Below are 15,414 nucleotides of genomic sequence, written 5' to 3'. Positions count from 1 at the left end.
ATAGACGATATCCCCGATGGGTTAAGCCAAAACCATCTAAGTATCCCCATAAAAAGAAAAATGCCAGTCAGCTTAACTGACTGGCATTAGCCACCTGGCTTGCTTTTTTTTAACTAAAATTAGTTAACATCTATATAAAATGATTTATCCCACTTTGTATTTTACTTTTTAACCTTGCCCTTAAGAACATAAATTTCACCATCGAAACTGCCTTGAATCGTCAATCCTTGGCTTGCCAACTCTTGCAAATATTCAACATGATCATTAGTAATATGCTGGCCCGGTACCAAAAGCGGAATACCCGGTGGATATGGAGTAACTAAACCGGCACAAATGCGGTTGTTACTTTTGCTAATAGGTACAGATTCGCGATCGCCATAAAATGCATCACTTGGAATACACGCTAAGTCGATAGCGGGTAAATTTTCAGGTAAGCGGGCTCTGCGCGTCGATTTCGACAGCTTTACCTTACCGCTGTCTAATTTTTTCAGCGCATTGTACAAACGAATGATTTTCGAGCGCGTGCCACCAAGCGTAAGTAAAACCAAGATGGTGCTGTGCGTGTATTTTTCTATCTCAAGGCCAATTTCATCCAATAAGTATTTATGAATATCTTTTAATGAATAAGGTAGTTCACTAATATCAATAAGGATTTTTAGCGGATCGTGACCCATGTTATCGCCACTAAAGTGCGGGAATATTTTCATAAAATCTTCCTTACCGAGCACTTTAATTTGCTTGAGTGATGCCATTTGTTGTTTAAACTCTTCAACATGATTTAGCAGCGCATTGAGTAATTTATAACCTTCCATCTCTAATTGCTTTTGGCATACGTCGAGAGACGCAATAAGCTGATATTTAGGCGATGTGCTGGCGTAGATACTGTAAATATCGCGGAAGAAATCGGCATCAAAATCGGGGTCGTTAATATGAATATAAGACGCCTGAGAAAATGCCGATACCACTTTATGGGCAGAATGGGTAATGTAGTCAGCCCCAGCATGTATTGCTGAATAATGACGAAAGCTAGGATGAAACAAAGAATATGCAAACCAAGCTTCATCTATAAACACTTTAATACCATGTTGATGAGCGTAATCTACCACTTGTTTCAGATCGCTAAGTAGGCCATCGTAAGTACAACCAGTAAGCACCAATAATTTAGCATCTGTATTGTTTTCAATTGCCAACTTAATATCGGCCAACGACGGTGGCGCGAAAATACCGTATTTTGGATTTAGTATACTCGCCAAATAAATGGGGTAACTAGCTGATTGCAAAATGCCATAGTGCACAGATTTATGGCAATTACGGTCTACAATGACTTTATCTCCCTTGCGAAGTAGTGTCTGCAAGATGATTTTGTTTGAGGTAGACGAACCGTTTGTAACAAAGTAGGTGTGCTTAACTTCAAACGTCGCTGCTGCTGACTCTTGAGCACGGCCAATGGTATTAGTGCTGTCTGACAATGAGCCTAGTGAGTCTACCGAAACTGACAGATCGCCAACAAACACATTGCGACCGTAAAACTGATAAAAATCGTTTATATAAGGAGAGTTTCTAAAGCTAGAACCGCCGCTATGACCAGGTGTATGCCAAGAGTCGTTCGCTTCGCCAACATAGCGACGATATGCCGTCCAAAATGGCGTTTCAGAGCGATCATCGAAGTCGTTGATCATATAACCTAAAATGGCTTCAGGGTCAGAAATTACCTCATCTTTAAAAAAGAAGGATTCGATTTCTTCCGATTCGTTGATGATTTCCAGTCCTTTAGTGTCATCGCCTATAACATAAACTGGTAACTCGAGACGAATTGCCTTTAAATCTTCGATAAAGCGACTATAAATTTGTTCACCCACTTTGTTGTGTACATCCCAACTGAGAACCACGGCTTGAATATCGCCATCTTCCTTTACACATTCCAGTGCTTGCTTCAGATCGAGGCGTTCAATAATATCGATATCAATATCAACTCGCTCAAAATTAGGAATCGTTTTTGACAGGTTAGCGCAAAGCTCTTGCAAGATGATTGGGTCTTGCTCAATTATCAAGATACGAAGTAAAGGTAGCATAGGGATTTCGCAATAAAAATTTATAATGCTCAACAGCATAACTAAAGGAGTGAGACTTGTGAAATTAATACTTTGATAATGTTCTAATAATTGTTCTATTTCATTGGCTACTACAAATAAGAGGCGCAATGAAATTCATGTGTTTTCTGTTTCCATCGTAAGCATAAAGATTTTGATCATTATCAACGACAATATACTTCCCTTTAAGTTTTATACCACTAAAGTATAAAAATCATACTTATTTGATGGGCAGTTTTGTGCCAGCTGCTGACCTTCAAGGCGTGAATCTGAAACTTTGTTGGGTGGCGCCTTTGGCTTAACCAATCTACCTTTTGACGTAGGTTGGATAAGTGGCGAGGCCACGCCATACGACACAGTAAAATACCTTGCCAATTATTATCAATATTTTATGTTGTCGAGTGGCTGAACTCACAGCCCATTGCGGTCATTCTGCATTTCAATTTTACTATAAGCTGAAATTCTTATATGCCACTAAAGCGGTCATTGATATAATTCTATAGAGTAACCTTTAGTCGTTCTAAGTATTTAACCCAATTCCATACAGAGACTTTAATTGTGTAAAATCAAAGTAATCAACATTAGGTTGCATATTGATTTACACAAGTTTTTTTAACTGATAGCTTTGATATTAGACTTTAATAAGGACAATGTCGTTAGGTATAGATTTTACTGCCTAATCTGACAATTTATCAAATATAAGGGAAAGTATGATTCAGTCTGAATTTCAACGTTTTCTGCAAACTTTACTTTCATCTCCATCTAGTGCGTCAGTTCATAAATTCGCTAACTTGGTACTAAAAAATCTGGATGAAATTGTTCCACTAAGTACTTATCAGGGACAACGAGTTAAACATGTCGCAAAGCTTGCTCAAAAAGAATGGGCTAGCTTAAGCCAAGATATTCCAACTAATCTTGAAGATGTTGAGTCAGATGTTGCATCTTTTACTCTACTAAAAGAGTTATCGGTTGATTCATTTAGGGGATTTAGCCGTGAGGAAACTTTTGACCTGAATAGTCTGCTGGTACTTATCTTTGGGCCAAATGGTACGGGGAAATCTAGTTTTTGTGAAGCATTAGAATATGCCTTATTAGGTTCAGTTGCAGAAGCTGAAAGTAAACGTTTTAGAGATGTTGAAGCTTATTTAAAAAATGCCCATACAAATAAATTCGCACCACCCAAATTGATCGGAATTGATGCTGAAGGGAGTGATGTCAATATTAAACCTAATGATGCTCTTTATCGATTTTGCTTTGTTGAGAAAAACCGGATAGATAGCTTTTCGCGTATTGCTGCACAAGCTCCAGCCAAACAGTCTGAGCTAATATCAACACTATTTGGTCTTGATGCGTTTAATGAGTTTGTAAAAAACTTCTCTCTTGAAATGGATGGAAAACACATTGATGTAGAAGGTATCAAAGCAAAGAAACTTTCTGAAAAAAGGCTTCAACTCCAAGGCGCTGAACAGCAAATAAAGCTTAATCAAAGCATTGTGGAACAGGTAAAGGGTGAAGAAACTTCACTAGCAACGCGCTATAGAGAAGGCTGTACTTTACTACAAATGATGTTTGAGCTTATTGGGTCAGAGGAAAGGCAAGGGCAAATACCTTTATTAGAAGCAGAGCTACAAAAGCCTGCTCCGCAAAAAAGTAACCTAACAGCTTCTAACCTAGCCTCAATCAAACAAACGTTGGTAAACAGTTTAAGCGACCATAAGCAAAAAAGAGAAGAATTAGCGAATGCAAGCCAACAAGTATCTTTCCAGCAGCTATTTGAAGCTGTGACTCAAGTTCAGCAAATTAGTCCTGAGAAATGCCCTGCATGTTTAACACCATTAACGGAAGTTACCGTTAACCCTTTCACTCATGCAGGAGAAGAGCTAGCTAAACTACAACACCTTGCTGAATTGCAAATTAAAATAAGGCAACTTGAGCAAACAGTGCTTCAAAAGCTTCAAGAATTGCATCAGATATTATCCACTTGTTTAAATTTTTATCCCACTGATAACAAGTTAGCACAATTCAAGCTAGCTGATATGTCCCAACTAAATGTGGCATGGTGGAAAAGTTTGCATGCAGCGCTAGGCGATGGCACATCAGCCATTCAGCATATTGATACACAAGTAGATTACCTAGAAAAACAGGATACTAAAAGTGTTCAAATTGAACAAAATAAGAAAGCTCAGCAACAAGAATTGAATCGATTAAAAGGTTTCTTAAATGAAGCTCAAAAGCTAGCTGCTTCGAAGGGGGCGGCAATCAACGCAATTAAAGGTGCTCAAAAACTAATTAGTGAATTTGACGAAGCAAATAAAGCACTCATCGGTGAAGTCGAACAAGAAAAGCCTATTGTTGAACAGAATATTGACATCAGAGAGTCCTACCAGCAGTTTGTAACTTTACTTAACGCCTATCGCAAAAAGCTACCTGCACTTCTAGTCGAAAACTTAGGAGATGAAGTTGTTAAATTATATAATGCATTCAACCGTAATGATGCGCCAACAGAGCTATTGGCATCAATTCAGCTACCGCTAGCACAAAACCAGAAGCTAAAAATTTCCTACCAAAACGAGCCTCAAAAATATTTTGATGCGCTTCATGTACTAAGTGAAGGGCATATTCGTTGTGTTGGCTTGGCAATATTACTGGCGAAAAATATCAAAGAAGATTGTCCTCTTCTTATCTTTGATGACCCGGTTAATGCCATTGATGATGATCATCGTCAATCCATCAGACGCACGCTATTTGAAGATGATTACTTTGATGAAAAACAAATTATTTTGACGTGTCATGGGGAGGAGTTTTTTAAAGATATCCAAAATCAATTGTCGGTGGAACAAATTAAAAGTAGTCAGCGGTTAGCTTTCTTGCCCCGTATTGATGAGCCACATATTCAAGTTGATTTCAAATGCGCCCCAAGAAACTATATTGAGGGGGCATTAGAGCATTTTCGCAAAAATGAATTACGATTTGCACTGGGTAAATCTCGCCAAGCTTTAGAGTCATTAACTACTGGGAGAGTATGGCAATATGTCAGCAAACATGGTGATGGTAATTTAAGTATCAAATTACGTGCCGCAAACGCACCAATTGGATTACGTCAATTAACAGAGCAACTCAAAACTAAGATTAAAAAAGGTGACTTTACTGACGCTGAAAAACATAATGTTTTGTCTCCCATTGAACAATTATTAGGTATTAATGGTGACTCTCTAGAATGGCGATATCTGAACAAAGGCACTCATGATGAAGTAGACCGAGCCGAGTTCGAACGAAACTCAGTTCATACCATTGTATCAGCATTAGCGTTACTAGATCAGGCGCTATAGTTTAACAGCACCTTAAGCCAGCCTTTACTCTCAAACAGAAGAAGCTGGCAACTCACATTTCAAATATAATATTTATCTGTAGAAGCAAAACATCAACGGCAGCTATGAGTGAGAAGCTGCCCATCGAAAATAAAAATTTGACCGTCCGTAGATCGCTCAAGGCTGCCTGTAGTTACTCTGTTTTTTCTTTAAACTCACATAAGTCTTCAATAATACAGCTGCCGCACTTTGGTTTACGTGCTACGCAGGTATAGCGCCCGTGAAGAATTAACCAATGATGCACGTCTACTTTGAATTCTTTTGGTACAACCTTTTCAAGCTTTTGTTCTACAGCGACAACATCTTTACCCATGGCAAGCTTAGTACGATTAGAAACACGAAATATATGTGTATCCACGGCTATTACAGGCCAGCCAAAGGCTGTGTTGAGTACAACATTAGCGGTTTTACGGCCAACGCCTGGTAGGGCTTCTAGGGCTTCACGATTTTCTGGCACGATGCTGTTATGTTCATCCACCAAAATTTGGCACATTTTGTACACGTTGGCAGCTTTAGAATTAAATAAGCCAATGGTTTTTATATAATCACGCAGTGTGTCGTGGCCTAAGTCTAAAATGGCTTGCGGTGTATTAGCAACAGGGAACAACTTTCGAGTGGCTTTATTAACGCCTACATCGGTTGCTTGCGCTGAGAGTGTTACTGCTACTAGTAACTCAAACGGGCTTGAATATTCAAGCTCTGTAACTGGGTGCGGGTTATCGTCGCGCAGGCGCGACAGTATTTGGTGACGTTTTTCTTTATTCATGCAACTTAAAACGTATTAGTGCTAATTGTTGCTCTAATACGTTTTCCCCTTAAGTTAAGCTGGTCACACGTGCTCGAGGGCCTTTTTCAGCCTCTGGCGGTGCAATTTGCTTTGATTTTATTTGTGCGTCAATTACGTTTTTAGCAGCAATAAGTAGTCCAAGACCTAAAAAGGCACCCGGTGGTAAAATTGCGAGTAAAAATTGGTTATCAAAGTTAAATACTTCTATGCGCAAGCTCTGTGCCCATGGGCCAAGTAATAAGTCGGCACCGTCAAAAAGCGTACCTTGGCCGATTAGTTCGCGCATAGTACCTAATACTAACAGTACAGCCATAAAGCCTAAGCCCATCATTAAGCCGTCAAATGCTGATAAATGAACAGGGTTTTTAGAGGCGTATGCTTCGGCGCGGCCAATAATGGCGCAGTTAGTTACAATCAACGGAATAAAAATTCCCAATGATTGATATAAACCAAAGGTATAAGCATTCATAAGTAATTGAACTATTGTTACAAAGCCCGCGATGATCATTACAAATACAGGTATGCGAATATCTTTTGGCACCCAGTTACGTACAACCGATACAGTCACGTTTGAGCCTATGAGTACCAATAAAGTAGCTAAGCCTAAACCTAAGGCATTTGTTACAGTTGAGGTAACGGCAAGCAGTGGACATAAACCTAAAAGCTGTACAAGGGCAGGGTTATTTACCCATACACCTTCTTTGTATAATGTTTTTAACTCACTCATTTAGCTACCTCCATACATTCGCCATTAGGTGCTGCAAAAATATCATCAAAATTAGTTTGTGCGAACAATACGGCATTTTTAACAGAGCCCACAACAGCACGTGGCGTTATGGTCGCGCCTGTAAATTGATCAAACTGGCCGCCATCTTTTTTTACAGCCCAGCGAGCGTCTTCTTCGCCTTCAACCGTTAAGCTTTTAAATGTTGTGATCCAAAGTGATTTTTTAACTTCTACTTTGTCGCCTAAACCAGGGGTTTCTTCGTGTTTAGTCGTACGCACGCCAGCAATAGTGCCGTCGCTCAATACCGCTGTTAATAAGTTAATATCGCCACTGTAGCCGTTTGGCGTAACATGCCTAATAACAACAGCGACTGGTTTATTGTTTTTACGAGCACGGTAAATTACTTGGTTTGCTTGTGGGCCTAGCTTTTCGTCAGTAATAATTACGCAATCTTGTGATAATTGATTGTCGTATGATTTTGGGTCGAGCACTTCTTGTAGTTGCGCAGTAAGTTGCAGTTGTTCTTGCTCTGCAATTTTATCGGCAGTAAGTGCATTGATAGAGGCAACTAAGCCTGTTGTTGCTAATGCAAACGCAGTTAAAATAGCACCATTTTTAGCCATTGACGAAATGATCATTTTACTGCTCCATGGCCATAAGTACGTGGCTGTGTGTAGTAGTCTATTAGCGGCACTGCAATATTAATCAATAATACGCTAAATGCGATGGCATCAGGAAAACCACCAAAGGTACGAATTAAATAAACCAGTAAGCCAATTAGTGCGCCATATATTAAGCGCCCTTTGTTAGTTGTTGCTGCAGATACCGGATCGGTTGCTATAAAAAAGGCCCCCATCATAGTGGCACCACTTAATAAGTGAAATAGGGTGCCCGGCTCTGTACCAGGTGATGCGATATAACCAATAGCACTACATACAGCTAAACTTGCGATAAAACTTACAGGAATATGCCAGTTAATTATTTTTGCTTTTAATAAGTATAAACCACCCACCAAAAAGCCTAAGTTAACCCACACCCAGCCAAGGCCAGCCCATTCGTTAAATAATGGCTTTTGCATGCTTTCGGTAACGGTTAAACCGTGTACTATGTCTGTTTTAACAGTATCCAGCGGTGTTGCCATTGTTAGGCCATCAATCCCTGCACGTACTTGATCTAGGCTGAACCCAGAGGCCGTAAAATCGGTAAATATGAGTCTTAGTTGATCAGTAAAGCTTATTGGCGTATTTATTAAATCAGTGACAGGCAACCATGCGGTCATTTGTACAGGGAACGATACTAACAGCAGTACATAAGCAGCCATTGCTGGATTAAATAAATTAAACCCAAGGCCGCCATAAAGCTGTTTAACTATAACAATAGAAAATAAACAGCCAATCACGATTATCCACCAAGGCGCAAGGGGCGGAATACTCAATGCCAATAACACGCCAGTAAGCCATGCACTGCCATCACTCAGTGCAGGCCAAACAGGGCGCTTTCGCATTAGCATTATGGCAGCTTCAAATACGCTTACAGCAACGAGCGCGAGCACCAGTTGAATAAGCACACCGGTTCCAAAAAAGAAAACTTGAGCAATTAGCCCAGGAATACACGCAGCAATAACGCTAAGCATTAATCGCGTTAACGATTTATGGCTGTGATTATGCGGCGAACTGGCCATGGTTAATTTCATGACTGATTATTTCCTTCTTTTTGTAACTTTTTAGCTTTTGCTCTCGCAATTGCTGCGGCCACGGCGGCTTTTTTCTTATCGTCGGCTGATTTAGGTTTATCTGCTTCAGCTGAATTGGATGAGTCATCGGTATTATTGTCTGCACTCTTTGGTGCAGCACTATCAATTTGTAGCTCTTGAGTTTGCTCGGCTTGTGCAAGTGCTTTAGCCGCTTTTTTGGCTTTTGCGCGCGCAATGGCCGCCGCTACCGCTGCTTTTTTATCATCAACAGGGGCCGCGCTTTGTGGTTTTTCACTTACGGTTTGCTCGGCTTCTTCTAATGCTTTAGCTGCTTTTTTAGCTTTTGCACGAGCAATGGCCGCCGCTACCGCTGCTTTTTTATCATCAACTGGGGCATCGCTTTGTGGCTCTTCACTTACGGTTTGTTCGGTATCTTCTAATGCTTGTGCCGCTTTTTTTGCTTTAGCGCGCGCAATGGCCGCTGCAACCGCTGCTTTTTTGTCATCAACTGGGGTATCGCTTTGTGGCTCTTCACTTGCTTGTGCCGCTTTTTTAGCTTTAGCACGCGCAATGGCTGCCGCTACTGCTGCTTTTTTATCATCAACTGGGGCATCGTTTTGTGGCTCTTCACTCACTGCTTGTGCCGCTTTTTTAGCTTTAGCGCGTGCAATGGCTGCCGCTACTGCTGCTTTTTTATCATCAACGGGTGCAGTATCGGTTGATACCTCTGTTTGAGATTTTTGTTCTTTGTATTGTCGAGCTTGTTCTTTACGAAGTGCGCGCTCTTTTGCTACTTCGCTGTTATCAGGCTCTAGTTCTTCGCCTTGTTGCTTTTTAGCTTTAGCACGAGCAATTGCAGCTGCAACCGCTGATTTTTCACCGCCGTTATCTGATTTGTTCTTAACTCGGGCGAGGGCATCAGCTACTTTTTGCTTTTCGTCGTCTGATTTAGCGGCAGGTTTACGCTTATGACGGTTTTTACGTTCTTCTTGCTCACGCTCTAGGCGCTCTTTTCTTGCGTCAAAGCGCTCTTTTGCTCTATCGGCTTTAATTTTTTCAGCTTGTTGTTCTTTAATTTCAACTTTAGCCACGCGATAGTATTGTACAAGTGGAATTTCGCTTGGGCACACATATGCACAAGCACCACATTCAATACAATCAAATAAATTGTGTTCTTGTAGCTTGTCGTACTCTTTTGATTTAGCAAACCACTGCAATTGCTGTGGTAATAAAGAAGCAGGGCAGGCATCGGCACAGGCGCTACAACGTATACAGGCTTTTTCAGGGCCGGGCTCCGCTAGCTCTTTATGATCAGGCGCTAAAATACAGTTAGTTGTTTTAACTATGCCAATACGTACTGTGGGTAGCGTAAAGCCCATCATTGGGCCGCCCATCACAACACTTTGCTGCGGTACAGGCGAGAAACCTTGGCAATCAAGCAAGTGCTTTATTTCAGTGCCAAGTAGTGCCCATACATTCCCTGGATTATGTATAGTGTTACCTGTTACGGTAACTATACGTTCAATGAGTGGTTTACCTTCATAAACGGCTTGTTGTACGGCAAACAAAGTCCCGGTGTTATGCACTAAAATACCAATATCGGCAGGAATACCAATGCTGGGAACTTCACGGTTGGTAAGTAATTTAATTAATTGCTTTTCACCGCCAGATGGGTAAATAGTTGGCACCGTTTGAATAATGATTTTTGAGTTATGCTCAGCTGCTTGCTTCATTGCTGCAATAGCTTCAGGCTTGTTATCTTCTATACCCACAATGCACAGTGTTGGGTTTAAAAGTTGCTGCATTATTTCAATGCCTTGGATAACTTCTTTAGCGTGTTCGCGCATTAAAACGTCATCGGCAGTAATATAAGGTTCGCACTCAACAGCATTTACAATCAAAAATTCGATAGGTTGCTTGGTATCTGCTTTTACATAAGTAGGAAAACCAGCACCACCCATACCGCTAATACCGGCTTGGTGAATAATATTTATCAGCTCATCATGACTAAGCTCAGCAGGATTTTTATTTTTATTTAGAGCTACCCATTCGTCTTTGCCGTCTGGTTCAATAATAACACTTAGTTCAGGTAGGGCCGATGGATGTGCTGATGGCATAGGTGCAATATCAGTAACCACACCAGAGCTTGGAGCATGCACAGGTACCGACCAGTTAGCAGCAGGCGCTGTAAGTGGTTGGCCTTTTAAGACGTGTTGGCCTTTTTCTACAAGTAACTTACCGTTTGCGCCTATGTGTTGCTTAAGCGCAACAATGAGTTTGTCGGGCAACGGTAGGCGAGTGATACTCGCACTATTAGAGAGTGATTTTTGTTGTGGTGGGTGTATGCCGCCAGGAAATGCCCACACGGTGCCTTTTTTTATTTGTTCAAGTAACTTGTCCACTCAAACCTCTAATCTATTTGTGTAACAGGAATAGCATCTAGCTGCCATTTCCAGTTTTGTTTAGTTTCGGCTACAGGTAGCATATCAATGCAATCTACAGGGCAAGGCTCAACACATAAATCACAGCCAGTACATTCATCAATTAATACAGTGTGCATTTGACGAGTTGCGCCCAAAATGGCGTCAACCGGGCAGGCTTGAATACATTTGGTACAGCCAATACATTCATCTTCGCGAATATAAGCCACTGTTTTTATAGGTTCTGCTTGCTCGCCACCGGCAAGTGGTTTTTCATCAACACCCATTAAGCCGGCAAGCTTTTTCATGGTTGATTCGCCGCCCGGTGGGCATTTATTTATTTCATCGCCATTGGCTATGGCTTCGGCGTAAGGGCGACAACCCGGGTAGCCACATTGTCCGCATTGAGTTTGCGGCAAAATAGTATCAATTTGCTCAACAATAGGGTTACCTTCAACGCGAAAGCGAATTGCTGCAAACCCTAAAATAAGTCCAAAAATGAGTGCTAGCGAACCAATCGCTATCAAGGCATAAAACAAGGTCATATTAAAACTTCACTAATCCAGTAAAACCCATAAACGCCATCGACATTAAGCCTGCAGTGATCATTGCAATAGAGGCGCCTTTAAAAGGCGTAGGAACGTCAGCAGCTGCTAAACGTTCTCGTAGTGCTGCAAATAATACAAGCACTAAAGAAAAACCAACCGCAGCACCAAAACCATACACTGCAGATTGTAAAAACGAATGATCTTCTTTGATATTTAATAAAGCCACACCTAATACCGCACAGTTAGTGGTGATCAGCGGTAAAAATATGCCTAATAAACGATATAGAGTAGGGCTTGTTTTACGCACAACCATTTCGGTAAATTGCACTACAACGGCAATCACTAAAATAAAGCTCATGGTGCGTAAAAAGGCGATATCCAGAGGGATTAAAATATATTGATTAACTAAATAGCTAGTTACAGAGGCAAGGGTAAGCACAAACGTGGTTGCCAAAGACATACCAATCGCCGTATCAAGCTTACCTGATACGCCCATAAACGGACATAAGCCTAAAAATTGTACTAATACAAAGTTATTAACCAGAACGGTTCCAATCAATAACAAGACATATTCTGTCATGTGTGCCTCACGCTATAATAAACGTGGGTATTATCCTTTTTTCTTTATCGATTAACAACACATGAGAAGCAAATAAACGACTCAATCAGTAATGATATTAAAGCGACTTAAGATTTCAGGTGTAATTAGAATAGGATCGATATTATATGGCTTTAAAATATCTTTAAATTGATCGTGTTCTTGGTATAAATCTAATAGTGCTTTATTAAATAGGGCAATTTGTTCAGGAGATAATTGAATTTTATTAAAACCAATAAAATAGGGGGATTCGCTTTGTAAAAAGGCCAAATTAACATGATGTAAGTTAAATTGTTTTAGCCTAGCGCGTGCTTGTAAAGTATTGGCAAAGTACCCATCTATACGATTGTTTTCTATCATTTTTACACCCGTGCCATTGGCATCGGTGAGTAAAACAATATCAAATTCCCTCAATCCGTCTTTAATCATTTGTTGCTGTATTTTGATTAGTTGAAAAGATGCATTTGAAGGGCCAAAAACAGCAATTTGCATTTTTTGTAGATCATTGAGGCTTTTGATGGTTTTTTTAGCACCCTCAGGTTGAAAAAAGCCATATTGCATTTTCATAAGCGGGATCGAAAAATAAAGCCATTCGTTGCGGTCAAGATTCCAGCCCATAGGAAAGTTTCCTTGAGCTTGCAGGTTTTTTAACATGAGCTTAGAGCGACGATTTGGTACGCTGACAAACTCACATTTATAATTGAGGCGTTTACACGCTAAGGTAAGTATATCAACAAAGGGGCCAGCGGCATTATCGTGTTCATCAACAAATGAAAATGGAGGATAGTTATGAGTGCTAAAAACTAATTCTTTTTGCGGGGCGTTTGCGTACAAACTCAAAGGCATAATAAAAAGTATAATAAAGGTAATTACTCTTTTCATGATGCCTCCAATAGACTATATGTCTTTAGGTTTTTCTATGTAATAACCTTGAACGCCATCTAAACACAACGTTTCTATAATGTGCTTTTCTTCTTGGCTCTCAACGCCCTCAGCAAATACACTAACACCAATGCGGTGGGCTAAATCGACCATTAAGCGCATAAAGTACTGATTGTTTTTATCGTCTTCGAGGCCGCGAGTATAACTTGCGTCCATTTTAATAAAGTCAGGTTTTAAATCTCGGAAAAACTTAAACGAAGTTAAGCCAACACCAAAACGTTCAACTGTAACGCGTGCGCCAACACGGTGAACCATGTCGATAAAGCGCTTACTAGCCTTGATGTTTTGCTGTAAACCAAACTCGCTTACTTCAAATACTAGTTTAGATGCAATATGCGTATCTTTCAATAATCGGCGCTCTAGCCAAATTACAAACTGATCGTTGTGTGCACTAGAAGCTGTCACGTTTAAACCAAAAAACTTTTCAGATAAATTACGGCTTTTAACCTTTTCAAGAGAAGAGTCTATGATCAGGCGATCAATTTCTATTGCCATATCAAGCTTTTCGGCCATCGCTAAAAAAGAAGCGGTAGGCAGTACTTGATTGTCTTCTGTTTTAAATCGAACTTGTACTTCAGCGTAGGCTTTTATGCTTTTACCAAGCGGCATAATGTTTTGCATTACCAAATGCACACGCTTAGATTCAATAACTTCTTTAATAACCTTACGCCAGTTTTGATTACCAAAACCCGCACTTACGTTATTAACTAAATCGGTTTCGCGTTGTACGTGCCATGCGTTTACTTGTTTTGATTGCGCCATGCTCATTGCGTTATCAACAACAGAAAGCAATTCGCCTAACGGCTTACCTTTTTCGTAACCTACAATACCTGTATTAGCTACCGAGCTTAACTCTTGGTTTTGTTGGTACTGCGTGAAGCGCGATTGCAGGTTTTCACCAAAGCGCTCAGCTTCTTTTAAAGGAATGTGGGGTAGTACGACAGCAAAGTCAGAGCTGTTTAATCTAAATATTTGGCTGCCAGTGTAAGTGCCGCTTATGTGCTTAATAATATCGGCAACGCCTTTTACGTACTCATCACCTTTTTGATAACCACGGCTTTGGTTTATAGCTTGTAGTTCGCTACAACGAACCATAGCTAAAGAGCCAAATGTACTTTGCTCAGTGTTTTCAATATTTTTTTCGTAGTACTCAACAAACATATTACGATTACCAAGCGAGGTAATTACATCTTTGTACGCTTCATGCTTAATAGTCATAGCAGCGCTTTGTATGTCTTCGTTTTTGTTTTTTAAGAAATGTGATAATCGATTAAAGCTAGGTACTAAATCTTTTCCCATTTTTTTCAATCGAGTGCCATCTAGTGCTGTTTCTAAATCATTATCAACTTGGTTTTGATTGATATAAATATCGATAATGTCAGCAACTGTTGTACTTATGTTTTTATTTAAATGGTAAAAAATAGATTTCATTAGAATTATTGGAATAATAACTAAAATGGCAGAAATCAAAATAACAATAAAAAGGGAGGTTTGTAGCTGCGACGCTAAATGCTCAATGTTAAGTACAAATTCAACTTTTATATCTGAGGCGTCATTTACAGCAAATTGAGGGCGCACTGAGTTAAAGTTAGAGAGTACAAAATCAGCAAACATTGGTAATTGAGTAGGGGGGTTAATACTAAATATTTCAGCCCCTTGGTAATCTCTTAGAGTGAAGCTTGAAAACGTTTTACCATCTGCAATTGATTGTTTTAAATTTTGAGCAGAAATATCGTCTAAAGAAAGGTCATTAATATACTTAGTAACAGTAGTTTGCGCACTTTTTTGTGCATCACTTACCGCAGTATCAAAGCTTATAGATATGAAGTAGCTTCCTGCTGCAACACACAATAACCAAGAGATAATTTGTATAAAAATAAGTTTTTTAAATCCAGCCATGTTTTCAGTCTTTTAATAATTCAAAAGGGAAGGAATCAAGTCCTTGATTAATAAACTAAGTACAGCGCATTAAGGAATAAACTAATGCTTTAGTTATATAAGGAAGAGTAGTGGAATTAGCTTGAGATGTCTATGAAATTCTTAGAATTGGCTCCCCCTCCCCGACTCGAACGGGGGACCTGCGGATTAACAGTCCGTCGCTCTAACCAACTGAGCTAAGGGGGAACTAAAGTAGTGATATTATTATGATGATTTGGCTCCCCCTCCCCGACTCGAACGGGGGACCTGCGGATTAACAGTCCGTCGCTCTAACCAACTGAGCTAAGGGGGAACTACATCATA

General features: G+C 40.1%; 11 protein-coding genes and 2 tRNA genes. 1 reads left to right on the top strand and 12 read right to left on the bottom strand.

The window, feature by feature from the left end; all coding sequences use genetic code 11:
* Nucleotides 1–161: 161 nt before the first annotated feature.
* Nucleotides 162–2,072, bottom strand: a complete 1,911-nt coding sequence (locus GQR52_RS19730; RefSeq protein ID WP_165729538.1) for an aminotransferase class V-fold PLP-dependent enzyme — start codon at nt 2,070–2,072, stop codon at nt 162–164.
* Between the two features lie 728 nt (nt 2,073–2,800).
* On the opposite strand from GQR52_RS19730, the gene GQR52_RS19725 reads away from it, so the two are divergent.
* Complete coding sequence (locus GQR52_RS19725) at nt 2,801–5,419, top strand: AAA family ATPase (protein ID WP_165729537.1); 2,619 nt, start codon at nt 2,801–2,803, stop codon at nt 5,417–5,419.
* A 172-nt stretch (nt 5,420–5,591) separates the two neighbouring features.
* On the opposite strand, the gene nth is transcribed toward GQR52_RS19725, so the two are convergent.
* From nth to GQR52_RS19670, 11 genes are all read right to left on the bottom strand, one after another.
* Entirely contained in the window at nt 5,592–6,224 is a 633-nt protein-coding gene (gene nth / locus GQR52_RS19720; RefSeq protein ID WP_165721424.1) for an endonuclease III, read from the bottom strand.
* Between the two features lie 49 nt (nt 6,225–6,273).
* The gene (locus GQR52_RS19715; protein ID WP_165729536.1) at nt 6,274–6,972 is read right to left on the bottom strand and encodes an electron transport complex subunit E; all 699 of its coding nucleotides are present in this window, start codon (nt 6,970–6,972) and stop codon (nt 6,274–6,276) included.
* Complete coding sequence (gene rsxG / locus GQR52_RS19710; protein WP_165729535.1) at nt 6,969–7,610, bottom strand: electron transport complex subunit RsxG; 642 nt, start codon at nt 7,608–7,610, stop codon at nt 6,969–6,971. The genes GQR52_RS19715 and rsxG overlap by 4 nt, the downstream gene beginning before the upstream one ends.
* Nucleotides 7,607–8,665: an electron transport complex subunit RsxD gene (gene rsxD / locus GQR52_RS19705; protein WP_165729534.1), complete on the bottom strand. Its 1,059-nt coding sequence runs from the start codon at nt 8,663–8,665 to the stop codon at nt 7,607–7,609. The genes rsxG and rsxD overlap by 4 nt, the downstream gene beginning before the upstream one ends.
* On the bottom strand, nt 8,662–11,067 hold the full coding sequence (rsxC, locus tag GQR52_RS19700) for an electron transport complex subunit RsxC (protein WP_165729533.1): 2,406 nt from the start codon (nt 11,065–11,067) through the stop codon (nt 8,662–8,664). Before rsxC ends, rsxD begins: the two co-directional genes overlap by 4 nt.
* A gap of 8 nt (nt 11,068–11,075) precedes the next feature.
* Nucleotides 11,076–11,630 carry an electron transport complex subunit RsxB gene (gene rsxB / locus GQR52_RS19695; RefSeq protein ID WP_007585357.1) on the bottom strand — a complete coding sequence of 185 codons (555 nt, stop codon included), beginning with the start codon at nt 11,628–11,630 and terminating at the stop codon, nt 11,076–11,078.
* Nucleotide 11,631: 1 nt separating this feature from the next.
* Entirely contained in the window at nt 11,632–12,213 is a 582-nt protein-coding gene (gene rsxA / locus GQR52_RS19690; protein WP_008172491.1) for an electron transport complex subunit RsxA, read from the bottom strand.
* A gap of 81 nt (nt 12,214–12,294) precedes the next feature.
* A complete protein-coding gene (locus GQR52_RS19685) occupies nt 12,295–13,113 on the bottom strand; it encodes a transporter substrate-binding domain-containing protein (protein ID WP_165729532.1) in 819 nt (272 codons plus the stop codon).
* A 15-nt stretch (nt 13,114–13,128) separates the two neighbouring features.
* A complete protein-coding gene (locus GQR52_RS19680; RefSeq protein ID WP_024592352.1) occupies nt 13,129–15,072 on the bottom strand; it encodes a GGDEF domain-containing protein in 1,944 nt (647 codons plus the stop codon).
* 148 nt (nt 15,073–15,220) lie between these two features.
* Nucleotides 15,221–15,297, bottom strand: a tRNA-Asn gene (locus GQR52_RS19675).
* Between the two features lie 29 nt (nt 15,298–15,326).
* Nucleotides 15,327–15,403: transfer RNA gene (locus GQR52_RS19670), tRNA-Asn, on the bottom strand.
* Nucleotides 15,404–15,414 lie beyond the last annotated feature (11 nt).

The sequence above is a fragment of the Pseudoalteromonas sp. 31A1 genome (genome assembly GCF_011378815.1).
Classification (GTDB): domain Bacteria; phylum Pseudomonadota; class Gammaproteobacteria; order Enterobacterales; family Alteromonadaceae; genus Pseudoalteromonas; species Pseudoalteromonas arctica.
Note: the sequence above shows the minus strand (reverse complement) of the source record. Positions and strands in the feature narration are given on the sequence as shown.